The organism is Proteinivorax tanatarense (genome assembly GCF_040267685.1).
Lineage (GTDB): Bacteria > Bacillota > Proteinivoracia > Proteinivoracales > Proteinivoracaceae > Proteinivorax > Proteinivorax tanatarense.
Genome location: NZ_CP158367.1, coordinates 2,049,574 through 2,072,671, shown reverse-complemented (window position 1 = coordinate 2,072,671; position 23,098 = coordinate 2,049,574). Strand labels below are relative to the sequence as shown.

23 protein-coding genes and 1 riboswitch are annotated in these 23,098 nt (G+C 33.3%); of the genes, 14 read left to right on the top strand and 9 right to left on the bottom strand.

What is annotated here, in order from left to right:
• Positions 1-48: 48 nt before the first annotated feature.
• Positions 49-249, bottom strand: a complete 201-nt coding sequence (locus PRVXT_RS10285) for a cold-shock protein (RefSeq protein WP_350342787.1) — start codon at positions 247-249, stop codon at positions 49-51.
• A 380-nt stretch (positions 250-629) separates the two neighbouring features.
• Between PRVXT_RS10285 and PRVXT_RS10280 the strand changes: the two genes are divergently transcribed.
• The 3 genes from PRVXT_RS10280 to PRVXT_RS10270 all read left to right on the top strand — a co-directional run bounded on the left by PRVXT_RS10280 (position 630) and on the right by PRVXT_RS10270 (position 3,879).
• Positions 630-1,694 carry an undecaprenyldiphospho-muramoylpentapeptide beta-N-acetylglucosaminyltransferase gene (locus PRVXT_RS10280; protein WP_350342786.1) on the top strand — a complete coding sequence of 355 codons (1,065 nt, stop codon included), beginning with the start codon at positions 630-632 and terminating at the stop codon, positions 1,692-1,694.
• A 64-nt stretch (positions 1,695-1,758) separates the two neighbouring features.
• On the top strand, positions 1,759-3,108 hold the full coding sequence (locus tag PRVXT_RS10275; protein ID WP_350342785.1) for a glucose-6-phosphate isomerase: 1,350 nt from the start codon (positions 1,759-1,761) through the stop codon (positions 3,106-3,108).
• Positions 3,109-3,171: 63 nt separating this feature from the next.
• The gene (locus tag PRVXT_RS10270) at positions 3,172-3,879 is read left to right on the top strand and encodes a nucleotidyltransferase domain-containing protein (protein WP_350342784.1); all 708 of its coding nucleotides are present in this window, start codon (positions 3,172-3,174) and stop codon (positions 3,877-3,879) included.
• Between the two features lie 37 nt (positions 3,880-3,916).
• On the opposite strand, the gene PRVXT_RS10265 is transcribed toward PRVXT_RS10270, so the two are convergent.
• Positions 3,917-4,378, bottom strand: a complete 462-nt coding sequence (locus PRVXT_RS10265; RefSeq protein ID WP_350342783.1) for a methylated-DNA--[protein]-cysteine S-methyltransferase — start codon at positions 4,376-4,378, stop codon at positions 3,917-3,919.
• A 165-nt stretch (positions 4,379-4,543) separates the two neighbouring features.
• Here PRVXT_RS10265 and PRVXT_RS10260 point away from each other — a divergent pair, with 165 nt between their 5' ends.
• Positions 4,544-5,284, top strand: coding sequence for a glycerophosphodiester phosphodiesterase (locus PRVXT_RS10260; protein WP_350342782.1), 741 nt, complete (start codon positions 4,544-4,546; stop codon positions 5,282-5,284).
• A gap of 164 nt (positions 5,285-5,448) precedes the next feature.
• Positions 5,449-5,793, top strand: a complete 345-nt coding sequence (locus PRVXT_RS10255) for a hypothetical protein (RefSeq protein ID WP_350342781.1) — start codon at positions 5,449-5,451, stop codon at positions 5,791-5,793.
• A gap of 66 nt (positions 5,794-5,859) precedes the next feature.
• Here PRVXT_RS10255 and PRVXT_RS10250 read toward each other — a convergent pair whose 3' ends face one another.
• Complete coding sequence (locus PRVXT_RS10250; protein WP_350342780.1) at positions 5,860-7,281, bottom strand: MATE family efflux transporter; 1,422 nt, start codon at positions 7,279-7,281, stop codon at positions 5,860-5,862.
• A 197-nt stretch (positions 7,282-7,478) separates the two neighbouring features.
• On the opposite strand from PRVXT_RS10250, the gene PRVXT_RS10245 reads away from it, so the two are divergent.
• Positions 7,479-8,186 carry a CBS domain-containing protein gene (locus tag PRVXT_RS10245; RefSeq protein WP_350342779.1) on the top strand — a complete coding sequence of 236 codons (708 nt, stop codon included), beginning with the start codon at positions 7,479-7,481 and terminating at the stop codon, positions 8,184-8,186.
• Positions 8,187-8,243: 57 nt separating this feature from the next.
• Here the strand turns inward: PRVXT_RS10245 and thiE are convergent, their stop codons facing one another.
• The 3 genes from thiE to PRVXT_RS10230 form a co-directional block, all read right to left on the bottom strand.
• Positions 8,244-8,879, bottom strand: coding sequence for a thiamine phosphate synthase (thiE, locus tag PRVXT_RS10240; RefSeq protein WP_350342778.1), 636 nt, complete (start codon positions 8,877-8,879; stop codon positions 8,244-8,246).
• Between the two features lie 21 nt (positions 8,880-8,900).
• Positions 8,901-9,707, bottom strand: a complete 807-nt coding sequence (thiD, locus tag PRVXT_RS10235) for a bifunctional hydroxymethylpyrimidine kinase/phosphomethylpyrimidine kinase (protein ID WP_350342777.1) — start codon at positions 9,705-9,707, stop codon at positions 8,901-8,903.
• Positions 9,708-9,764: 57 nt separating this feature from the next.
• Positions 9,765-9,867, bottom strand: a riboswitch (TPP riboswitch).
• A gap of 70 nt (positions 9,868-9,937) precedes the next feature.
• Positions 9,938-11,035: a PRK06851 family protein gene (locus PRVXT_RS10230; protein ID WP_350342776.1), complete on the bottom strand. Its 1,098-nt coding sequence runs from the start codon at positions 11,033-11,035 to the stop codon at positions 9,938-9,940.
• A 97-nt stretch (positions 11,036-11,132) separates the two neighbouring features.
• Here PRVXT_RS10230 and PRVXT_RS10225 point away from each other — a divergent pair, with 97 nt between their 5' ends.
• The 7 genes from PRVXT_RS10225 (at position 11,133) to PRVXT_RS10195 (ending at position 19,785) form a co-directional block, all read left to right on the top strand.
• Positions 11,133-11,993: an RluA family pseudouridine synthase gene (locus PRVXT_RS10225; protein WP_350342775.1), complete on the top strand. Its 861-nt coding sequence runs from the start codon at positions 11,133-11,135 to the stop codon at positions 11,991-11,993.
• Between the two features lie 114 nt (positions 11,994-12,107).
• A complete protein-coding gene (locus PRVXT_RS10220; protein ID WP_350342774.1) occupies positions 12,108-14,834 on the top strand; it encodes a UPF0182 family membrane protein in 2,727 nt (908 codons plus the stop codon).
• Between the two features lie 325 nt (positions 14,835-15,159).
• Positions 15,160-15,894 (top strand): hypothetical protein, encoded by a 735-nt coding sequence (locus PRVXT_RS10215; RefSeq protein WP_350342773.1) that lies wholly within the window; start codon positions 15,160-15,162, stop codon positions 15,892-15,894.
• A 12-nt stretch (positions 15,895-15,906) separates the two neighbouring features.
• Entirely contained in the window at positions 15,907-16,824 is a 918-nt protein-coding gene (gene glsA / locus PRVXT_RS10210; RefSeq protein ID WP_350342772.1) for a glutaminase A, read from the top strand.
• Between the two features lie 8 nt (positions 16,825-16,832).
• Positions 16,833-17,984, top strand: coding sequence for a glycerate kinase family protein (locus tag PRVXT_RS10205; protein ID WP_350342771.1), 1,152 nt, complete (start codon positions 16,833-16,835; stop codon positions 17,982-17,984).
• 11 nt (positions 17,985-17,995) lie between these two features.
• Entirely contained in the window at positions 17,996-18,877 is an 882-nt protein-coding gene (locus tag PRVXT_RS10200; protein WP_350342770.1) for a type II CAAX endopeptidase family protein, read from the top strand.
• 17 nt (positions 18,878-18,894) lie between these two features.
• Positions 18,895-19,785, top strand: coding sequence for a diacylglycerol/lipid kinase family protein (locus PRVXT_RS10195; protein WP_350342769.1), 891 nt, complete (start codon positions 18,895-18,897; stop codon positions 19,783-19,785).
• An 11-nt stretch (positions 19,786-19,796) separates the two neighbouring features.
• Here PRVXT_RS10195 and PRVXT_RS10190 read toward each other — a convergent pair whose 3' ends face one another.
• Together PRVXT_RS10190 and PRVXT_RS10185 are read right to left on the bottom strand one after the other, a co-directional pair.
• On the bottom strand, positions 19,797-20,423 hold the full coding sequence (locus PRVXT_RS10190; RefSeq protein WP_350342768.1) for an NUDIX hydrolase: 627 nt from the start codon (positions 20,421-20,423) through the stop codon (positions 19,797-19,799).
• A 127-nt stretch (positions 20,424-20,550) separates the two neighbouring features.
• The gene (locus tag PRVXT_RS10185) at positions 20,551-20,808 is read right to left on the bottom strand and encodes a DUF1540 domain-containing protein (protein ID WP_350342767.1); all 258 of its coding nucleotides are present in this window, start codon (positions 20,806-20,808) and stop codon (positions 20,551-20,553) included.
• A 221-nt stretch (positions 20,809-21,029) separates the two neighbouring features.
• Here PRVXT_RS10185 and PRVXT_RS10180 point away from each other — a divergent pair, with 221 nt between their 5' ends.
• Positions 21,030-22,220, top strand: a complete 1,191-nt coding sequence (locus PRVXT_RS10180; RefSeq protein ID WP_350342766.1) for an ornithine--oxo-acid transaminase — start codon at positions 21,030-21,032, stop codon at positions 22,218-22,220.
• A gap of 39 nt (positions 22,221-22,259) precedes the next feature.
• On the opposite strand, the gene PRVXT_RS10175 is transcribed toward PRVXT_RS10180, so the two are convergent.
• A complete protein-coding gene (locus PRVXT_RS10175; protein ID WP_350342765.1) occupies positions 22,260-23,081 on the bottom strand; it encodes a GGDEF domain-containing protein in 822 nt (273 codons plus the stop codon).
• Positions 23,082-23,098: the final 17 nt, after the last annotated feature.

Genomic DNA, 23,098 nt, shown 5'->3' with positions numbered 1-23,098 from the left:
CAGTTCCTATAAAGGAACTGTTTTTTAATTGTCTAATGTATTAATTATCTAGATCTTGCTTACATTAGAAGCTTGAGGACCACGGCTACCTTCAGTAATTTCGAAGCTAACTCTAGCTCCTTCTTCTAAGGTCTTGAAACCTTCTTCGTTGATTGCTGAGAAATGAACGAAAACATCGTCGCCACCCTCAATTGAAATAAAACCATAACCTTTTTCAGCGTTGAACCATTTAACTGTACCTTCTTGCACTTTCAAATAACCTCCTAAAATCTACCCTTTTGTCAGGGCTTGGTCGATAAATATTTTACCTATAAGGCTCGACCCTTACCTCATATTAATTTTATATTATCATTTATCTTTTAAAAAGTCAAACATCTTAGCAAAAAAACTTTATAAGTTTAATAAAGGAAAAGTCTTTGTTTACAAAGAATAATAGTATATTATATTATTTACAGATGATAATTTTTTAATTAAATTTTTTTCTAGGGTGATAATAAATGTTAGAAAATAGTGGATATTGGGGTCAAAAAGGAAATATGGATTTGAGAAATCTCTAAGGTTGAAAATTATGTTGGCTATTCAATTTGGGTTATTTAAAAATTGAATGGAAAGAAAAAGGAGAATGTTAGATGAAAAAAATTATTTTAACCGGTGGCGGAACGGCGGGGCATGTAACACCTAATATAGCTTTAATACCGAAACTTAAGGAGTTAGGGTATGAGATTTATTATATTGGTAGTAAAAATGGCATAGAACGTCAGTTAATTGAAGACTTAAATATAAAGTATTATCCTATTTCATCAGGGAAATTAAGAAGATATTTTCATAAAGATAATTTCACAGATCCTTTTAGAGTATTAAAAGGTGTAAAGCAAGCAGCATCAATTATAAAAAAAATAAAGCCTGATATAGTTTTTTCCAAGGGTGGCTTTGTGACGGTACCAGTAATTATTGCATCAAAGTTAAAAAAAGTGCCTACTATAATTCATGAATCAGATTTTACTCCAGGACTGGCTAATAAAATTGCTATGCCATTTTGTTCAAATGTTTGCGTAACCTTTCCTGAAACCTTAGACGCCATTCCTAAAGGGAAGGGGGTATATACAGGCCCCCCAATAAGAGAGGAAATATTAAAAGGGAATAGCGAATTGGGGTATAAAGAGGTAGGTTTTTCTACCTCAAAACCGGTAGTTATGATTATGGGTGGAAGCTTAGGAGCAGTAAAAATAAATAGCCATGTTAGGAGTATTCTCCCGTCATTGCTTGAAGAGTTTAATGTAATTCACTTATGTGGAGAAGGGAAAGTGGATCAAAGTTTGATGGAGATTGATGGGTATAAACAATACCCTTATGTTAAAGAGCAGTTGCCCCACCTATTTGCAATAACCGATGTGATTGTTTCCAGAGCTGGGGCTAACTCAATTTATGAGTTTCTTGCACTAAAAAAGCCAAATGTTTTAATACCCCTTTCTAAGGCTGCCAGTAGAGGGGACCAGATACTTAATGCAAATTCATTTGAAAAACAGGGGTTTAGTCAAGTCATTTATGAGGAAAAACTTTCTGATGAAGTTTTGCTAAAAAAAATTAAGAATGTTTATGACAATAGAGCTGATTATATAGAAAAAATGGAAAAAGCTAAATCTGCATTGGGGTTAGAAAAAATATTGGAACTTATCGAAAAAAAACGACGTTAGATATGGAAAATATTTTATAAATTTATTATAATTTACTTTAAACATAAAATAGGAGGAACTTTACATGTCAAAATTAAGTTTAGACTATAAAAATGCCAGTTCTTTTTTTAGTGAGGATGAACTAAAATATTTTCAACCGTATGTTGAGCAAGCCCACAATCAACTTCACCAAAAAACAGGCGCTGGTAATGAATTTTTAGGGTGGGTAGATTTACCTAAAAAAATAAGCGAGACAGAAATTAGCGATATAAAAAAAACAGCAGATTATGTAAAAAATAATTGTGATGTTTTTTTAGTGATAGGGATTGGTGGGTCATACTTAGGTGCAAAGGCTGCTATCGAAATGCTTAATCATTCATTTTATAATGAACTGAGTGATGAAAAGAGAACAGCTCCTAAAATTTATTTTGTTGGTCAGAATGTTAGTGGTACGTACCTTAAGCACTTAATTGATGTTTTAGAGGGTAAAGAAGTGATGGTAAATGTTATCTCAAAATCAGGCACTACAACAGAACCGGCGGTGGCTTTTAGAATAATTAGAGAGTTACTAGAAAAGAAGTATGGTAAAGAAGGGGCACAAAAAAGGATTATTGCTACTACAGACAAAAGCAAAGGTGCTTTAAGGGCATTAGCAGATCAAGAAGGGTATAAAACATTTGTTATTGAAGATGATATCGGAGGAAGATTTTCTGTTTTAACCGCTGTTGGACTTTTACCAATAGCAGTAAGTGGTGCAGATATCGAAGAGATAATTAAAGGTGCAAAAAGTGCATATAATGACTTTAATAGTCCCAAACTGCTGGATAACTACTGCTACCAGTACGCTGTCATAAGAAATATTTTTTATCGCAAAGGTAAAACCGTAGAAATCATGGCTAATTATGAACCATCATTAGCTTACCTTTCTGAATGGTGGAAGCAATTATACGGAGAAAGTGAAGGAAAAGACCATAAAGGCCTTTTCCCAGCCAGTGTAAACTTTACCACAGACTTGCATTCTATGGGACAGTATATTCAAGACGGCATGAGAAACTTGTTCCAAACAGTTATAGAGGTTAAAAGTCCAAAAGAGGATATTACTTTACCCTATGATCAGCAAAATCTTGACGGGTTAAACTATCTTTCAGGTAAAACAGTAAATTTTATCAACGATAAAGCTTTAAAGGGAACTTTGTTGGCACATACCGACGGCAATGTGCCTAATATTGTTTTAAAGCTTGATAATATTAGTGAGCATAGCTTTGGTTATCTAATTTACTTTTTTGAAAAAGCATGTGGTATTAGTGGTTACCTATTAGGAGTTAATCCCTTTGATCAGCCAGGTGTAGAAGCTTATAAAAAGAACATGTTTGCATTATTAGGAAAAGAAGGATATGAAAAAGAAAAAGAAGTTTTAGAAAATAGGCTAAAATAAGCAGGATTTTCCTTATCATTGTAGAAATACTTAGAAAATGATAAGGTAGGGGGATTAATTAAAATGCTGGGAAATGCTTTAGTTGCTGCTAGGAAGTTTGTCCAAAAAAGCTATCCAGATTGTCAGCTTGCTATTTTGGCAGGTAGTGTTGTTAGGGGAGAGGCTAATGACAACTCTGACTTAGATATTGTTATTGTTAATGACATAGAAACAGCTCCCTATCGTAAGTCTCTAATTTTCGATAAATGGCCTATTGAAGTTTTTGTTTATGATGAGGAAAGTTTTGAAAAGCACTGTAAGTTGGGAGTGGACAAAGCAAGACCATTTTTGATTAGTATGGTTGTGGAAGGTATACCTATTATTGACTCTAAAAAAGACATAAATTTGATAAAAAGACGTTTTGAAGAAATTTTAAATAGCGGACCTCAATCATTAACTGAAGATGAGGTAAAAGAGTATCGCTTTAAAATAACCGAGTTGGTAGAGGATCTTAAAGGGTCAGATGATCATCTTGAATCAATATTTATTGTAAACCGACTATCTTTCTTGTTATCGGAATTTGTAATGAGATTAAATAAACATTGGATAGGGGAAGGGAAGTGGGTGTATAAAGAGCTGATAGAGTTTGACCCAAGTTACGCCGAAAAATTTAACAAAGCATTTGTCTCCTTTTATTCTGAACAAGACAAAAAACAACTTATTAGGTTTATTGAGGAAAACTTACATTCGGTTGGAGGTCTATTATTTTCAGGATATAGACAATTTAGATAGGGATAGGGTAATTTTAAAAACCGTGAGTCCCCAGTACTCACGGTTTTATTCCTTCAAATTTTAAAAGTGTTCTTTTGTTCTCCATTTTTCCAGAGTATCCTGTCAAAGATCCATTTTTGCCAATAACTCTGTGACAAGGGATTATAATAGGTATTGGATTTTTATTGTTTGCCTGTCCTACAGCTCTCACAGCTTTTGGATTACCTATAGCTTTTGCAACTTCACCATAAGAGGTTGTTTTACCATAAGGTAATAGTTTAAGGTGATTCCACACAGCCACTTGAAAATTAGAGCCATGTAAAAAAATAGGGACTGAAAACACTTTTAAAGACCCTTTAAAATATTTTTGTAATTCATGTTCAGCTAATTGAAGTATAGGTGTGTTTATTTTCTCTAACGTTGGTAGAGTTTTTTTTTCAAAAGATATTCTATGTAAAGCCTGTTTATTAGCTATTAAAATTAAGTCTCCTAAAGGACTATCCATAATTTTATAATACATCTTTTAGCCTCCTTTTTATAATTTAACCATAATTGTAGCTGGTCAATTGTGGATGGTTTAACTACAATTTGGGGATAGGAAGATTGCAGTTTTACTTTATACATAATTCTATGCATTGCTTTAAATGATGTCAATGAAAACATAAAGCGGAAAGGGGAAGTTATTTTGACTAAAATATTAGCCCATCGAGGCAACAGTGAGGTGGCACCAGAAAACACGATGGCAGCATTTAAAAGTGCTGTAGATGCTGGTGCTGATGGTGTAGAGTTGGACGTGCAATTAAGCAAAGATGGTGTGCCAGTTATATTTCATGATGAAAAGCTGAATCGTATCACAGGGGCTAAAGGTTATCTAAAGAATTATACATATAAACAACTTAGAGAACTAGATTGTGGGGCTTGGTTCTCCGATAAATTTATTGATAGCAAAATATCTAGTTTAGAGGAAACACTAGATTTTTTTAAAAATACTGAAGGCATATATCTTAACATAGAACTGAAAAATGGTATGGTGAAATACCCTAATATTGAGGAAAAAGTGATAAAGTTAATTAAAAGCTTTGAATTAATGGATAGAACAATAGTATCAACTTTTAATCAGAAAAGTCTTATAAAAGTTAAAGAGGTAGAGCCTGAAATTAAAACAGGATTATTATACAGGGCTAAAATTTATAAGTCATGGGAGTATGCTAAAGAGTTAATAAATGCTGATGCTATTCACCCTAATTATTTTAGTATAAGCGAAAATGAAGTAAAGCAAGCTCATAAAAACAATATAAAGGTGAATGTTTATACAGTCGATAAAGAAAAGGATATTAAAAGGTTTATTAACTGGGGGGTAGACATTCTTATTACTAACTGTGTTCAAAAAGCAAAAAGAATAAGAACAGAAATAGTTAATTATTAAAATAGTAAAACATAAAACTACAATTATGATTTATTCATAAATGTAGTTTTATTTTGCTTTTTGATAATTTTTTAAAAAAGTTAATATTTATTTAAAAAAGTGAAACATTTTGGCTATATAAATCGTCTATATATATAAATAGGGAATAAATTAGGGGGATGGTAATGGATAAAAAATCAGTAACGTTAATGGGGATTGCTTTTGTACTGGTTATTTGTATTTTGGGGATAAGCAATAGAGAACCGTGGCTTACTATAAACATTGACACAGATGAAGAAAGTACTGTTATGTTTAATGGAAAAGTTGTAGGGGCAAATAATGCAGCAATTGAGGTAAATAAGGGAATTAATAGGATTGTGGTAAAAAATAGTGAAGGAATGTATTGGATAGGAGAATGGGAAGCAAAACAGGGTACTGCTGAAGAATTTTTGCAAAATGTTGAAGCTAGTGGAGATTTTTTTTCAGAACAAAGAAGAACAGGAAGTTTAGATTTGAAAATAAGTTTTTAAGACAATTTTAGCATGGCTTTGTTAAAGGGAAACAGCCTAGCGCAATAGCGCAGGCTGTTTTATGGTTTAAATAGCTTTTTTGAAAGTAGTAGTGGGTGTTTTATTTTTCATACTAGATTCAATTTTCACAGTTTTCCATTTGCCAGATTTGAATAAAAGCAAGTTTATCATACCGGCAAGTATATTAGTTGATGCAATTGCGATCCATATGCCAGTTTCTTGCATGTTAAGTTGGAAAGCTAAATAATAACCTAATGGCACTCGTACAACAAGCCAACTAAATAATGTTGTAAGAAAAGGCATGGTAGTATAGCCAGCTCCTTGCATCGATTTTGAGAATATGATGGCCATTGCGTGAAAAGGTTCTGCTACTGCTAGGCATATCAACAATGTTCGTCCCATGGATATAAGTTCTGGTGAAGCATCGGCAGAAAAGAAAGTTAGTAGCTGAGTTGAAAATGTTACAAAAATGAGAGCTACACTGGACATAAATCCAGCAGCTAAAAGTGTGCATATATATCCGGACTTTTCTGCTCTTTTAACCTTACCAGCTCCTAAATTCATTCCAGAAAGGGTAGCAGCTGCTGTTCCAATTGCAAGTCCTGGCATTAGTGCATACTGATTAAGATTCATACCAATGGTAAAAGTTGCATTTGCTAAATCTTGAGCTGTAGTTCGTGCCAGCAAAGCAAAAATAATGACTGTACTAATGTTTCTAGATAAGCCTTGTAACCCAGCGGGTAGACCTATAGAAAACATTTGTTTTATCATGTCAGAAGCTGGATTTAATAATTGTTTTATAGATAAGGAAAGTACGAACTTACCACTTAATAATGCTCCCCATCCTAAACTGCTGCCAACTACTCTTGCCAAAGCAGTACCTATTGCGGCTCCGGTTACACCTAAGGATGGAATAGGGCCATAGCCAAATATAAATATATAATTAAATATAACATTGAATATATTCATAATAATATCTATTATAAGTGGGGTAACGGTGTCACCAGCTCCTTGAAAAATAGAGCGAGCTACAAAATTTAGTAAAAAGAAAGGGACACTTAAAAAAAACACTGTCATATAACCTTCAGCTAAGGCAGAAGTTTCGGGTCCTGCTCCCATTATATTAAGTATATGGGTTTGAGTTAGAAGCCCAATGGGCACCATTACTGCAGACACTAGAAGAGCTGAGATAAAGGCCTGACCTGCGGCAGAAGCAGCTTTTTTCTGGTCACCCATACCAATAAATCTTGCCACCATTGCTGTAGTCCCAGTGGAAATTGCCATAACAAGCACCATAGCAATCATAACAATTTGGCGGCCAAATCCTACGGCGGCTATAGCATGATCGCCAAATGAGCCTACCATTTTAATATCAACAGTACCGATAACAACCTGTAAAAGAGATTGCAACACTATAGGCCAAGCTAGAAGTAATATCCCTGTCAAAATACTTTTGTCTTGTGTTAACAATTGTTTTTTTGATTTCAAAATTATCACCCCAATAAATATATTATATCATTTAGGGTACAAAAAGAATAGAGTGTGGAAGTATTTTTCTGCTTCTAAATTGTTTATTTTAGCATATATATAAATGATTGCTTTTTTACTTTGCCGGAAAATTTAAGCTCAAAAGAAGGAAATGCAACATTTTAATTGAATATTAGAAAAAAGAGGAGGTGTACTTAATGTTTGTTAGAACAAGAATGACAGAAAATGTTGTAACTATTGGGCCAAAAAGATCACTTTATGAAGCTTTAATTTTGTTTGAAAAAAATCATTATGAAGGTTTGCCAGTTTTAGAAGGAGGAGTGCTTAAAGGAATTATTACTGAGCGGGTTATTATGCGTGAGTTTTGTGCGTTTTGTGCTAAGCAAAACATAACTGCTGGGGTGGATTTAGACTTGCCATTACCCTTTAGCACTAGCAAGCTTGAACTGGATGTTAATAAAAGAAGAATTGCGCAGTTTTTGCATTTTCGTACGGTGGAAGAACTTATGGAAAAAGATATAGTTACCGTAGATAAAGAAGCTCCTATCGAAGAGGCGGCAGAATTAATGTTAAAAAACAGTATTAATATTTTGCCAGCTGTAAATGATATTGGAGAGCTTAAAGGTGTGATAACAAAAACTGATATTTTAGAAGTTTTTGATGAAATTTTTGCATTATCTGAAAAAGGAGAAAGAATAACTTTAGCAGTTGACGATGACCTGGGTAGTTTAGGGAATATAACAGGAGTTTTAAAGAACGCTAAAATAAATATTATTTCAGCAGTTACTACGATGCCTAGGTATCGTGACGTATACCTGGTTATATTAAAGGTAGAAGAAGGAGAAAGAGCTAAAAAAGTACTGGAAAAACATCAGTATAAAGTGCTGTCTAGCCAATATTTGTAAAATAAAAACTCAGTCTACATTAATAAAAATTTGTAGACTGAGTTTTTATGTGTGTGATTATAAATGCATAGACACTTTACTATTTATGTACTGGGTTGCTTTTTTGACATCTTCTTGATGGAGAATTCCTGAAGAAACAGCTATTCCGTCGATTAAAGAAAAGGGAATGTTAATGATATTTTCTTTGTTTATACCTCCGATTGTAACTACAGGAATTTGAATAGTTTCTTTTATTTTCTTTAAAGTTTCTAATTGTAAAGGAATGGCATCTGATTTAGTTGAGGTTACAAATAATGCTCCAGCTCCAACGTAATCAGCCCCCTCCTCTTGAGCTAATTGTGCTTGTTTTACAGTCCTTGTGGTTACACCGATTATTTTGTCAGATCCCAATAGCGAACGACTATCTTTTATAGGTGCATCATCTTGGCCTAGATGCACTCCATGGCAATCTAGCAACATAGCTATATCAATACGATCATTTACAACTAAAGGGATTTTATATCTATCAGTTATTTCTTTAATTTTTTTACCCACTTCAATAATTGCTTTTGTAGTACTTTTTTTAGCTCGCAGCTGCACAATTGTAGCTCCCCCCATTAGCCCTTGTTCAACTTTTTTACAGAAAGAGTTTACATCTTCATTTTTGTAATTGGCAATTAAATATAATTTGTAACTAACTTTATAATTTTTCATGCTATCACTCCAATTTGTTTTTTAATTTACCTTTGAAAAGTTTAGATTATGATACAAGGGACCGTGTCCTTGACCTATATTTGTTGGTGCTTTTTTTATAGCTTCCAAGGTATATTTTTTAGCTATTTTTACCGCTTCATATAAGCTGTTCCCCCTTGCTAGTGATGCGGTGATGGCAGCGGAAAGGGTGCATCCTGTGCCGTGGGTGTTTTTAGAATTTACCTTTTTAGAGGTGAATTCATAAAAATCTATACCATCATAAAGTATATCTGTTAAAAAATCCCCTTGCATATGTCCTCCCTTAAGTAATACATTTTTAGGACCCAAGCTTTTAATTTCTAGAATGGAATTAATCATATCTTCTTTTGTTTTAATCGAAGTTTGTGATATTAGTTCAGCTTCTGGAATATTTGGTGTTACTAAAAAGCAAAGTGGAAGGAGTTTTTTTACTAAGGAATTTTCATCACCTCTTCTTAACAAGTAATCTCCACTTTTAGCAACCATAACAGGATCAAGAACAATATTTTGTATTTTAAAATCCACAAGAGCTTTAAAGACTGCATCAATTACTTCAGTATTTGCTAACATGCCAATTTTGCAGGCATCAATACCAATGTCTTTACTGACCATGGCAATTTGATCATATATAACATTAGGTGAAACATTCATCACTGAGCTTACTCCAGTTGTGTTTTGAGATGTAATCGCAGTTATGGCAGACATACCATAGACATCAAAAGCTTGAAATGTTTTAATATCAGCCTGTACACCTGCACCTCCACCACTATCTGAACCAGCTATCGTAATAGTTTTAAACAACCTTTTCATTTTTGGCCTCCTTATATAAAAAAGCAATCCCTAAAATGTAGGAATTGCTTTTCGGTATTAAGATGCAATACTCTTTCCTACGCTGGTTTTAACCAGTTCAGGTTCAAAGGGTCAAGAGTGTAAAGCTCTTTCTCAGCAAACTGCTCCCCTAGAGATCAATTACTATTTAATTTGAATATATTATAACATAAAAAGTGTGGCTATGCTTATAACGATTTCTTTAAATCCACTTATTCAGAAGAATTTGTTTCCCTATAAGAAATGATTTGTTGAAAAACCTCATCCATTTTAGAAAAGTCCATAGCATTTATATAAAAATTTTCTAATTTTTTATGATTATCTTTTGCATTTCTGATGTTATTTCTGGCAGTGTCAATTTGTATAATTATATCTTCTTGCAACTTTAATATTTCATCTTTATTGTTATTAGCAATTTTTCGAGGGACTGTTAAAGCAAACATGTCAATTAAAATGTCATCAGCTTTTTTTGTTTCAAGTTTATGAGGTGGCGATGCATCTATAAAAGCTACTTGCTTTTGTGGTATAATAACAACATCCAACTTTTGGGGGTTAAGAGCACAATGGTAAAGCTCAACATCATAGCCTAACAGAACTGCTTCAGCGGCTAAGCTTTTCATTATGGTTGACTTGTTTGTTCCTGGTCTTCCCAACAATAGCACCCTTTTTGCGGCTTTATCTGTGAGCTCCCCAGCAAAGGACACAATACCCCGGGGTGTTATAGCGCCTGCAAAGGATCGACTTTCTTTCCCTTTATTTCCATTTTTACTTGTGTCTTCAAATGTCATTGATATTAACTTATCTTTGATTTGTTTGACCATTGCTTTATCAATATATGGGGCATAAAGGTTTGCCATATTTTTTTGTAATAGCGAACTTTGGTTAAGATGCTTATAAGCTGTATTAAAGTAATGGTTAATGTTTTTTTTAAGTCTAATTATTTCATTTTTGTTTTGTATTAAAACATCTCTGTCCCAAAAATCACCCAAGTTAATAATATCATCTTTTACTCCGGGGATTTCAGGGTCAACAATATGGGGAGCTGTTCCATCTACTACCCCTAAAGAAAGCTCATTTATAATTACTCCATCTAAAGACTCTGTATCAGAGGAGCAATGTAAAAAGGTAAGGGTATAACCTTTATCTTTATAGAAGCGCCCTATTTTTTTTATTAACGAAGATTTACCTGTACCTGGTCCTCCCTTTAGGATGAAAAGCCTGCTTAAGGGGGAAAGAACATCTTTATAAAATGAATGAAATCCGTCTTTCGTGTTGCCACCGGCAAATATATTTTTAATTTTTTTGTTCATATTTAAACTCCACCTTTTAAAGAAATATAAGAATGATTTTCTGCTAATTATTATATGATTGTATTCTTTAAAGGTGTATAAAAAAGAGGTTTTAACAATGGAAAAATACCAGTTTACCATAAAAGAGGAAACAAGTATAAGACACTACCTTCAACAAAACTTACAATTTTCCCGTAGGCACTATAGAAGAGTAAAGTCAAAGGCTGAAATTTATATAAATGGATTTAAACATAAAATTACTGCGCCGGTGAAAAAAGGGGATGAAGTTATTATTTTACTTCCAAGCAACAAATCTTTTATTGAAGAATATGATTATAAGGTAGAGGTGCTATACGAAGATAACTATATCATAGCTGTTAACAAGCCAGCCAAAATGTTGACTCATCCTACCTATAAAGAAAAAACTCATACCTTATTGAATGTTATTAAGTTTATCCAAAGTTCAAATAAGCAAACTTACTCATTTCATCCTATACATAGGCTGGACAGGGATACATCGGGAGTTATAATGATAGCTAAATCGGCCTATACCAGTAAAATTTTCTCAGAATTATTTGAGCAAAGGAAGGTTGAAAAAACTTACTTAACAATAGTAGAAGGGGTACCTAAATGTAGAAAAGAAATTATAGATATACCGTTACTCAATCACACTACTAAAATGAAACAAAAATCTGTTACTGCATATGAAGTGTTAAATTTCTGGGGAAACCATAGTTTTTTAAAAGTAAAGCCATTAACAGGGAGAACTCATCAAATAAGACGTCATTTAAGTGATATCGGCCATCCCATTGTCGGTGATAGAATATATAACAAAGACAACTTTTCAAAGGTTAGACATTTACTGCATGCATTTTCTCTTGATTTTATACATCCTATAAAACGTGATAAAGTTATTATAAAGGCAAGCTTACCAAATGATTTTTCACAAGTAATAAAAGAATGTAAACAAAGTCAATAAATTTCATATATTTTATATAAAACAGTTAATGACACTAAACATAAAAAATCAACTAAAATATATGGTTTTTTTTATGTTCTTATGTTAATTTTAAAAGGAAGGGAGAGAAAGATTATGAAAAAAACGTCTATAGCTATTTTAGCGATTGTAGGACTAATCGTTTTGTTTTTTTTGATGGTTAATTATTATACTGAGTTTTTATGGTATTCAAGCCTAGATATAACTCAAGTTATGATAAAACCTTTACTGTGGGAAGTTGCCTTTAAACTAATATTTTGGGGAGTAGGCTTTGCTTTTTTAGCAGCAAACTTTGTGCCGTTAGTTAATTTGTTTAATAAATTCAGCCACAACCTCAGAGTTGTGGATATTGATAAAATTAACAGTCAATTTAAACCCAAAAAAATTCATGCTTTGCTGTTAGCAGCTGTGTTATCTTTTTTTTGGATGATAATTATTCCATCAGTATGGGATAGAGTCTTATTAGCGATGAATTCTAACCCAACTGGAACGGTTGATCCAATTCATGGTATGGATATAAGTTTTTACTTATTTCATTATCCCATATATGAAGTACTAGCTAGTTCCTTTTTAGTACTTTTAGTTATAGCTTTTATTGGAGTAGGGATTTCTTATTTTGTAGTTGAAAATTTTAATCCTACCACCAACAATGTAGATTTAAAGTTATCCTCTAAAGGCATAGCTCATTTATCAATTTTGGTTAGTTTATTTTTAGTGTGGTTTATATTAACCCGCAGCTTACAGAGGTATGGATTTTTACTAACGGAGTCCAATAGCTTATATGGTGCAGGGTATACTGACGTAAATGTTAGGATGTTTTTTTTACGCATTCAACAAGTTCTTAGCATTGGATTTTTAATTGGAATGGCGGTAAACATTAAACTAAAAAAGAAAAAAATTTTCATGGCAATACCTTTGTCTTTAATCATAGTTTCCCTAGTTGGAGGCATTTATGCAGGTGTTAATCAACGACTAATTGTGTCTCCTGATGAAGAATCAAGGGAACATCCTTATATAGCCCACCACCTTGAAGGAACTAAGCAGGGATTCGGGCTTGATAGTATCAAAAGAGAAGTGTTTCCTCTAGACCAACAGGAGCTTACCAGAAGTGATTTAAGTGGTTATGAGGAAACTTTAAATAACATAAGACTACTTGATTATCGCCCATTAAAGGAGCATTACCATCAAAACCAGTCATTAAGGCTTTATTATGATTTTAATGATATAGATATCGATCGGTACGATATTGATGGGGAACAACAACAAGTGATGTTATCAGTTAGAGAACTTGATTCCGACTCTATACCCACTGACACCCAATTAAATAGACATTTTAAATTCACCCATGGTCATGGAGTGGTAATGAGTCCGGTAAACCAGGTGACATCTAATGGACACCCCACTTACTACCTCCGTAATTTACCGGTGGAAGCTGAAGTTGATATAGAGTTAGAGCAACCAGAAATTTACTTTGGAGAAATGACCGACGAGTTTGCGGTGGTTAATACAAAAGATGGTGAAATTTCTTTCGATGAAAAAGAAGTTGTTTATCAAGGAAAAGATGGAGTAGAGTTGAATCCTTTAAGAAGGTTATTATATACTACAAAGTATCAAAAACGCATATTATTGCTATCGAACCAAATAACAGATGATAGCAAAATACTTTATAATCGTAATATAGTGGATCGAGTAAATAAGGTGGCACCGTTTATTACTTTAGATGGTGACCCTTACCCAGTAGTTGCAAATGGGAGAGTTTACTGGATAATAGATGGTTACACCACATCAGATAAATACCCATATTCACAACCAGTAAATGGTGTTAATTATATTCGTAACTCTGTTAAAATTGTAGTAGATGCTTATGATGGTACAGTTGATATTTATCAATTTGAAGAAGAACCAATTATTGAAGCATGGAAGCATGTTTTTCCAGATCTGATTCAACCTAGGGAAGAATTCCCTTCATATTTGGAAAACCATATAAGATATCCTGTAGATTTGTTTGATGTTCAAAGAAATGTGTTAACAGTTTATCATACTGATAATCCCCGTGTGTTTTATAATGCAGATGATGTTTGGGAGATACCGGTAGAAAGATATCATGGAGAAGATATTGAGGTAGAACCCTATTATATTACTGCACAACTACCAAACTTTGAACAAGAGGAATTTCTGTTAATTAACCCATATACGCCCAAAAATAGAAATAACATGAATGCATGGCTTGCAGCAGGAAATGATAAGGATAATTATGGACAGTTATATTTATATACCTTTCCACCAGGAGATCATATCGAAGGACCTAGCCAGGTTGAAGCATATATCGATCAGGATCCTGATATTTCTCAACAAATAACCCTCTGGGGACAGGGTGGCTCTTCGGTAGTTAGAGGTAACTTGTTAACTATTCCCATAGGGGGTTCTATGTTATATGTAGAACCGCTATATATTCTTTCAGAAAGTAGAAGTGTCCCAGAAATGAGGCAGGTACTTCTGTATTATAATGATGTGTTGGTTATGGAAAGAAGCTTAGATGAGGCTCTAGATAGGTTATTTGGTGTAGTAGAAGACGGGGAAGAGTACGTACCATATGATCCTGATGAGATAGTAGATAGAAATTTACGAGAATTAGTTGAAGAAATTAATTCTTCGTTTAAAGCAGCAGAGCAAGCAGCTAGAGAAGGAAACTGGTCAGAATATGGTAGTAATATGGATAGGCTAGCACAGCTTTTGACCGATTTAGAAAATGAAGTGGACATGGATGAATTTCAGCAAGAATTAGATAGTGAAGTAGAAGATGGTGAAGACATAGAAGAATAACGATAAAAGGAGCTTGTAGCTAAAAAACTACAGGCTCCTTTCATCATTTTTTAGCAACGCAAAACTATCATAAACTTGTATTTATCATCAGGATTGTCAAATTTATTGGGAGTCATAGAACCTTTTGTGTATACATGAGGAAAAATAACTTTGTTTATACTTACTTCAGATTTTAAAAACCCCATTTACTAGAATTTAGGCACAATATTTTCCTATAGTGTGCAGGAAAACATAAAAGGAGTTAGAATAAATAATATATTAGGTTTAAAAGGAATTTTACTGGATATTTTAATATTTAACTACTTTTGAAAGGAGTTTATTTTTAATGCCATATAAAGACTTAGTAACAGGAGATGATTACTTATATAAAACTTTACTTCCCCATCTTTTTATGACAGATGATTTTACTGGACTAAAAAGCTTTTTAAGCTGCATAGATATAGAGGAAAACTTTACAATCTCTGAAATAGATATTGTAACAGATTATAGTTTGATTTCGTATTCTTTTCATAAAAGGCCACCATTTCCCTTGGTTATAAGGATTAATGATAGACTGTTATTTATTTCTGGCTATCATGCCGATGGGCAGATAGATAAGTTTAACTATATTAAGGATAAGGTGTTAAACCAAGATGAAAAGATAAAAAATTGCAATTTGGTTATTATAGGAGAGAGTGCTATACAAAACTGTGGAAAGTGGATAAAAACTCTAAGTTGGGACGATGTAGTTGATGCTTTTAGCTATGAACTAAGAAATACATTTGGTTATAAAGTTTTATTAGAAAAACTACATTTAGATAGAAATGAAAGCATAGAGCAAAGGGAAGAAGAGGAAGTTTCTTTTGATGTTATAAAAAGTATGTGTCGTATTCATAAAGAAAAGGTTTGTGTAATTTATAAAGGGGGCACCGCTACTTTTACCTTTGCAACGTTAAAAAACTTAGAAGAAAGACGCTTTAATTATATTCTTTCAGATGATCCTCTTTTGGCAAATAAAGAACCAGATCATTTAATTAGAGGTGATGTATTTTTATTGTTGTTAAACAAAAAAAAGTATTAGGGAGGTTAGTTAATGGAAAAACTGTTAAAAGAGATATTAGAAAACAATAAAAAGTATTGTGATAATGGAGAAGTGGCACACTATATTCCCGCCTTAGCCTCTCAAGATAAGAGAAGTTTAGGCATAAGTTTAGTTGATTTAAAAAGTAACAAAATATTTAATCAAGGTGACACTGATAAATTTTTTACCCTACAAAGTATTTCTAAGATATTTACTTTGATTTTGGCTTTGCAAGATAAAGGTGCCGAATATGTGTTTTCAAAGGTGGGGATGGAACCTACTGGCGACCCTTTTAATTCCATAATTAAGTTGGAAACTATAAATCCATCAAAGCCATTAAACCCTATGATTAACGCAGGGGCTATAGCTATTTCTTCAATGATAAAAGGGGAAAGTAATCAACATAAAATTGAAAGGGTTATTGATTTTTTTGAACCTATTCTAGGAAGACGTTTGTCAGTAAATCAAAAAGTTTTTGAATCAGAACGAAATACTGGTCATAGAAATAGAGCAACAGCTTATTTTCTAAAAGATGTTGGAATATTATCTGGAGAAGTGGAAGAAATTTTAGATTTTTATTTTATGCACTGTTCATTAGATGTTACTTGCAAAGATATAGCTTACTTAGGGGGATTTTTAGCAAATCAAGGAAAAACTATAAATACAGAAGAGCAATTAGTTTCTCAAAGTATAACACAAATCGCCAAGAGTTTTATGGTAACTTGTGGGATGTATAATTCTTCTGGAGAATTTGCTATAAAGGTAGGCATACCTGCTAAAAGCGGGGTAGGTGGGGGAGTGATGGCAGTATCACCTAACCATTATGGAATCGGCATATGGGGACCTGCATTAGATGAAAAAGGTAATAGTATTGCGGGAGTTAAAATGCTAGAAGATTTAAGTACAAAGTTAGATTTGAGCATTTTTTAGAGGTTAAAATGAAGATAGGTGTTGCTTGTGACTCATTTAAAGGTACTTTTAGTTCTGCAGAAGTTGCAGATTACATTGAAAAGGTGGCAATACATTACTTTGAAGAAATCGATGTAGTTAAAATACCCATTGCCGATGGCGGAGAGGGAACAGTGGATACACTGTTACATTTTTTAGAGGGAGAAACTGTTTATCAGAATGTCAGAAACCCATTGGGACAAATTGTAACTGCTAAATATGCTTATTTTCAAAATGAAAAAACAGCTATTATCGAAATGGCTCAAGCCTCTGGATTATCTACTATAGAAAGAGAAAAAAGGAATCCTCTTAAAACTACATCTTTTGGTACAGGTCAGTTAATAAATAATGCTTTGGAAAAAGGGGCTCAGAAAATAATACTTGGGTTAGGTGGAAGTGCTACTAACGATGGAGGATTAGGGGCTGTAGCCGCTTTAGGGGGAAAGTTTTTTGATAAAACCAGCAATGAATTAACAAGTTATTGTGGTGAAATGCTTAATAAAGTAACTAAAATATCTATGGAGAACATTAACCCAAAAATGTTTGACTGCCGTATTATTTTAATGTGTGATGTAGATAATTTACTGCTTGGTAAGCATGGAGCTACCTATGTGTTTGGGCCGCAAAAGGGAGCGAAAGTAGATGAGTTAAACTATTTGGAAGAGGGTATGAAAAAATATAGCAAGGTTTTGGAACGACATGCAAATCTAAAAGTGTCGGCTATAGAAGGTAGTGGAGCAGCGGGTGGATTAGCTGCAGCTATGCTTGCTTTATTTGAATGTGAGGTGAAATCAGGGATAAACACTTCTTTGGACTTAATCAACTTTGAAGAGCAAATTAAAGGATGTAAATTTGTCATAACTGGAGAAGGCAAAATGGACAGTCAAACGTTTGGTGGAAAAGTTCCTTACGGGGTAGCCAAAAGATGTAAAGAAATGAAGGTACCAGTTATTGGTTTTGTGGGAGCGTTGGAAATGTGTTCTGAAAGAAAAGCATTTCCCGAAGAAATATATACAGTTTTTCCTTTAGTAAGCGATTTTGTAGATTTTGAAACAATACAGAATAATTCAGAAAAGTTTTTGCTTGACTCTCTTCACAGAATGTTTAGGTTAATAAAGGTTGGGCAAAATCTAAAAAACTAGGAGGAAGTATATTGTCTAAAGTATTGCTACCCGTTCATGGTAGTTGGATGCTTTTGTTAGCAGCAGTTGTTTTTATGGCAGTAGGTATTCTAGCTGGAGAAACAGGGATTTTTTTTTTAATTATATTCCTTACTCAAACCATTGGAATTTTAATGCCTCCTGTATTATTTCTAACTTTGTCAAAGTATAAGTTAAAAGAAACTTTAAGGTTAAAGGTTTTTAATTTTAAGCAGTTAGTTATAATTACTGTCGGTATTATAGCTGTTTACCCCGTAGGAGTTTTTTTTAACGCAGTAGTACAATATATCTTGGTAGGATTAGATGTTCCCTTACCGGAATCTCCCTTACCTCCAGTACTAATGGAAACACCTTTTTTGATTTCTTTACTATTTATAGCAGTGCTTCCAGGGATATGTGAAGAAGTTTTGTTTAGAGGATTTATAATGAGGAGTTACGAAAAGATTGGAAGAACTGCAGCAATTACTATATCTGCGATTCTTTTTGGAATGTTTCACTTTAATTTGCTTAATTTACTAGGACCTATGGTTTTAGGTGGAGTTATTGGATATATTGTTATAGCAACTAACTCTCTAGTGGCTGGGATGTATGCCCACGCTTTAAACAATACCATAGCTCTAACCTTGATGCATGTAATACCTAGTGAAGCGGCAGAATATGACCAAGTTGTAAACCAAGAGTTAATGCTTATAGCCTTGTACATATTAGCTATAGTAGCAATAATTTGTGGTGCTATATCATTTTTAATTTTACGGTTGTTAGCTAAAAATACCCCTAATAACGAATATAACTTTAGCAACTACAAAGAAAGTTCAAGGTTTATGATGATATTGCCCGTTATAATTTTTGTTATTTTGTTTATATTGTTGGCTTAGAGCAGGAGGAGGGGAAGATGCATAAAAGGATTTTGCTAATATATAATCCGGTTTCAGGTACAGCTTCTTTTAAGGGGAAAATTGATGATATAGTCGAGCTTTTTCAAAAACAAAACTTTGTTGTTACACTGTATAGAACAAAGAAAATAAAAGACTGTGGGCAATTAGATTTTTTACTTAACAACATAAAGTTTGATATAGTTGTTGTCTCTGGTGGAGATGGCACTGTCAGTAGAATAATATATGCTATGCAAAAAAATAATGTTGAAACTCCACTTGCTATTCTACCTACAGGAACCTCTAATGACTTTGCTAAACATATAGGGATGACTGATTGTTTAGAAACGAATGTAAAAATTATTGCTCAGGGTGAATATATAAATTTAGATGTTGGTAAAATAAATGATCAATATTTTATAAATGTGGTTAGCGTTGGAAGTTTGCCCTCTATCGCTCATAAAACAGCGACTCTTTATAAAAACAATTTAGGAGCCTTAGCTTACTATCTCAAAGGGATTGGTCAGGTTCCAGCTTTTAAACCTTTCGAAACTGTAATTACAGTAGATGGTAATGAAATACGAGAAAAAGCTTTTTTAATTTTAGTTTTAAACAGCGGTAGTGCAGGTGGTTTTAAAGGATTAGCTTCCAAAGCTTCCTTAAGCGACGGGTTATTCGATGTGTTATTAATTAAAGACTGTAATTTGGGAGAGAAACTATCTTTATTTGTTAAAGTGTTAAGAGGAGAACATGATAATGATGATAGACTTGAATATTTTCAAGCAAAGAATATAACTATTGAAGGGGATAAAGCCGTGGATACAGATGTTGACGGCGAAGTAGGGCCATCTTTACCAATTCATATTTCCTTTTACAAAAAAATTCCTTTAGTAATTAATAAAAATAGCTAAGCCCAATTGGCTTAGCTATCGGATAACTTTTCGATTACATCCTTAAATATTCGAGCAGTAAAACCCCATATAATTTTATTTTTATATTGATAAAAATAAATAGGGTATTTTCCACAACTCCAATTGTAATTATTACCTTGTCCCGTTAGCTCGTAGGGAAAATCGTCCTTAGGAATAGGCTCAACATCCATAATAGATAACTTAGGTTTTAGTGACAAAGCTTCTTTTAGGGAAATTGTAAACGTATCGCTGACTTCATCTTTATTAACATTTAGAGAGTTTGGGTTTTGATAAATTATACCTAAAAAGGGATATAAAACAATATTATAAGGGCTAACTAAAAAATCTAATTGGCTAATGATATTAATGTTACTTTCCTTAAGACCGAGCTCTTCACAAGTCTCCCGGATTGCCCCTTCTTTTAATGACTCTCCTTTTTCTAGTGCACCGCCAGGAAAGCAAATCTGACCAGGTTGGCGGCTTAAATTTTTTGACCGTATTTGAAAAAGAAAGTGAATTTTTTCATTCCAGACAAAAAGAGGAACAACTAAAGAAAATTCTTTACTAGCATCAAGAGGCTTAGGACGATTATTTTTAAAAGGTGAAATTATTTTTGATATGTTTTTTGTAATATTCAACACCTCCTAGTTAAACTTAGATATTTAATATAAATTGTAGACCTAAGTTAGCTAGAAAGCAAGTCAGAACTTTAAAATAAACTGCTTTAGTATAATAAAAAGGGCTGCAAAGCCCTTTTTATATTTATTACAGTTTATTAACTCCATCACGGGTAGGATCTTCTTTAGCCACAAAAGTTTTACATGCCGTTTCCATACAACTGTTACATGGGCTTTCTGGAAATTGTTGTGAGTTAGTGGCATCCATAGTGTCAGGCATCTTGTGTGCAATGGGATCAGAACAGACCATTATCTTTTCAGCTCTGCACTTATGCCCAGACTGATAGTAATGGCAGTTACTTACTGCGCAATATATTTCCTGTTGCTGTCCACCTCTTTGTGCCATTTAAATGACCTCCTTTAAAAAATACTGTTTCATTAATTAGTATAAAGAAACATACCTTTAAATAAACTGGTATTTTTTAAAAGCTAGCAGCAATTTACTAGTAAGGATAAAAATTTTATAAATTTAGAATTTTTCAGCAGGAAATGAAAGCCTGTTGTAGAAGTAACTATTATATAAAGGCATTTGTTTGCCAAAATTACATTGAGGGAGTTGATTGTTCAATGAACACTGAGCAACTTTTAAAGATTACAGATCAATATACTGCCCCTAACTACCTTCCTTTACCAATCGTTATATCAGAAGCTGAGGGAGTGTGGGTAAAAGATCCTGAAGGAAACAAGTATATGGATATGTTAAGTTCTTACTCAGCTTTAAACCAAGGGCACAGGCATCCTAAAATTATTAAAGCAGTCAAAGAACAGTTAGATAAGGTTACACTTACATCACGGGCTTTTCAAAATGAAAAGTTGGGCTTGCTTTCAAAGCAGTTATGCGAGCTAACAAAAAAAGATAAAGCTTTAGTTATGAATACAGGAGCAGAGGCTGTAGAAACAGCAATAAAGTGCGCAAGAAGATGGGCTTACCAGGTTAAAGGTGTTCCTGAAAATAAAGCTGAGATTATAGTTATGAGCGGAAACTTTCATGGCAGAACCGTAACTGTTGTTTCTTTTAGCTCTACTGAAAGCTACCATAAAGGATTTGGACCACTTACACCAGGATTTAAAATAGTCCCTTACGGCGATATAGATGCTCTGAAAAATGCAATAACTCCTAACACAGCGGCAGTTTTGATGGAACCAGTGCAGGGAGAGGCCGGAGTTATTATCCCGCCGGAAGGATACTTAAAACAAGCTTATGATACATGTAAAAATAGTGATGTTCTATTTATGGCAGACGAAATTCAAAGTGGTTTTGGAAGAACAGGCAAACTTTTTGCATGTCATTGGGAAGAAGTAGATCCAGATATATATATTATGGGTAAAGCTTTGGGAGGTGGAGTGATACCGGTTTCAGCTATTACAGGTAGCGATGAACTCCTAAATTTATTTAACCCAGGCTCTCATGGATCCACTTTTGGTGGTAACCCTCTAGGATGTGCTTGTGCAATGGCAGCAGTTGATGTCTTAATAGAAGAAGACTTAGTACAACGCTCTCTTGAACTTGGTGAGTATTTAAAATCAGAACTTAAAAATATTAAAAATGATAATATTGTTGAAGTTAGAGGAAAAGGTCTGTTTATTGGTCTAGAGCTTGATGGTCCTGCTAGACCTTATTGTGAAAGATTAAAAGAGGAAGGCATTCTCTGCAAAGAAACACATGAAAATGTAATTAGATTTGCTCCCCCTTTAATTATTAGCAGGGAAGAACTGGATTGGGCTATTGAAAAAGTCAAAAAGGTTTTAGGCCGATAATAAACAAAACACCTAGTTTTTCAAAACTGGGTGTTTTACTTATACAGAGACATTGTTTTTACCAGATCCTTTACCAAAATAAAGAGCTTTATCAGCTTTTTCCAACAGTATTTTGGCCCTGCTTTTAATTGGTAAGCTATTGTCTATTTGGTTTATTGAAGATACGCCGATGGTTATAGAAATACTAACTAACTTTTTATCACTTTGAAAGTGTAGAAGGTTAACTTCCTTTCTTATTTTTTCAGCAACCCTTTTAGCGTCGTTTAAGCTAGTATTGGGTAGCAATATTACAAACTCTTCTCCCCCAAACCTTGCCGCTACATCACTTTTTCTTAAAGAAACATTAAAAATACTGGCTATCTCAGCTAAAACCGTGTCTCCAAATAAATGTCCGTATGTGTCATTTATTTTCTTAAAATCATCAATATCTAAAGCTAATAAACTTAGCGGCAGTTTTGCTTTGTCACTTTGGATTATCTGGAACTCTAATGCTTTATCAAGCATCCTTCTATTTCCTAAACCAGTAAGATGATCCTGGTAGGAAAGCTTTTCCATATCTAATCGTTGAGTATGTATCTTATCTAACATGTTATTATATGCTTTTGCTACGGTGTTGAAATATCCTTCCTCACTCATTTTTACGCAAGTAGTTAAATTACCGTTAACTATTTTTTCGGAATCATTATAAATATGTTTTATAAATAAATATATTTTTCTTAAAATGGCTATAAAAACACAAATTAAAGCAACGGTAGTAAGCAAATATATGTTTTTTTTATATTTCTCAAAAAAATAAAAGTTAGCTAGAAGTATAAAAGGATATAAGCTAAATAACAAAAGAATAAGTCTAACTTTTAACATAAAATCCTCCTTAAAAA

Bases quoted from the DNA above. Each gene is read 5' to 3' on its own strand.
- PRVXT_RS10280 (WP_350342786.1), top strand. From the start codon at position 630: ATGAAAAAAATTATTTTAACCGGTGGCGGAACGGCGGGGCATGTAACA.
- PRVXT_RS10275 (WP_350342785.1), top strand. From the start codon at position 1,759: ATGTCAAAATTAAGTTTAGACTATAAAAATGCCAGTTCTTTTTTTAGT.
- PRVXT_RS10270 (WP_350342784.1), top strand. From the start codon at position 3,172: ATGCTGGGAAATGCTTTAGTTGCTGCTAGGAAGTTTGTCCAAAAAAGC.
- PRVXT_RS10265 (WP_350342783.1), bottom strand. From the start codon at position 4,378: ATGTATTATAAAATTATGGATAGTCCTTTAGGAGACTTAATTTTAATA.
- PRVXT_RS10255 (WP_350342781.1), top strand. From the start codon at position 5,449: ATGGATAAAAAATCAGTAACGTTAATGGGGATTGCTTTTGTACTGGTT.
- PRVXT_RS10245 (WP_350342779.1), top strand. From the start codon at position 7,479: ATGTTTGTTAGAACAAGAATGACAGAAAATGTTGTAACTATTGGGCCA.
- thiE (WP_350342778.1), bottom strand. From the start codon at position 8,879: ATGAAAAATTATAAAGTTAGTTACAAATTATATTTAATTGCCAATTAC.
- thiD (WP_350342777.1), bottom strand. From the start codon at position 9,707: ATGAAAAGGTTGTTTAAAACTATTACGATAGCTGGTTCAGATAGTGGT.
- PRVXT_RS10230 (WP_350342776.1), bottom strand. From the start codon at position 11,035: ATGAACAAAAAAATTAAAAATATATTTGCCGGTGGCAACACGAAAGAC.
- PRVXT_RS10225 (WP_350342775.1), top strand. From the start codon at position 11,133: ATGGAAAAATACCAGTTTACCATAAAAGAGGAAACAAGTATAAGACAC.
- PRVXT_RS10220 (WP_350342774.1), top strand. From the start codon at position 12,108: ATGAAAAAAACGTCTATAGCTATTTTAGCGATTGTAGGACTAATCGTT.
- PRVXT_RS10215 (WP_350342773.1), top strand. From the start codon at position 15,160: ATGCCATATAAAGACTTAGTAACAGGAGATGATTACTTATATAAAACT.
- glsA (WP_350342772.1), top strand. From the start codon at position 15,907: ATGGAAAAACTGTTAAAAGAGATATTAGAAAACAATAAAAAGTATTGT.
- PRVXT_RS10205 (WP_350342771.1), top strand. From the start codon at position 16,833: ATGAAGATAGGTGTTGCTTGTGACTCATTTAAAGGTACTTTTAGTTCT.
- PRVXT_RS10195 (WP_350342769.1), top strand. From the start codon at position 18,895: ATGCATAAAAGGATTTTGCTAATATATAATCCGGTTTCAGGTACAGCT.
- PRVXT_RS10185 (WP_350342767.1), bottom strand. From the start codon at position 20,808: ATGGCACAAAGAGGTGGACAGCAACAGGAAATATATTGCGCAGTAAGT.
- PRVXT_RS10180 (WP_350342766.1), top strand. From the start codon at position 21,030: ATGAACACTGAGCAACTTTTAAAGATTACAGATCAATATACTGCCCCT.
- PRVXT_RS10175 (WP_350342765.1), bottom strand. From the start codon at position 23,081: ATGTTAAAAGTTAGACTTATTCTTTTGTTATTTAGCTTATATCCTTTT.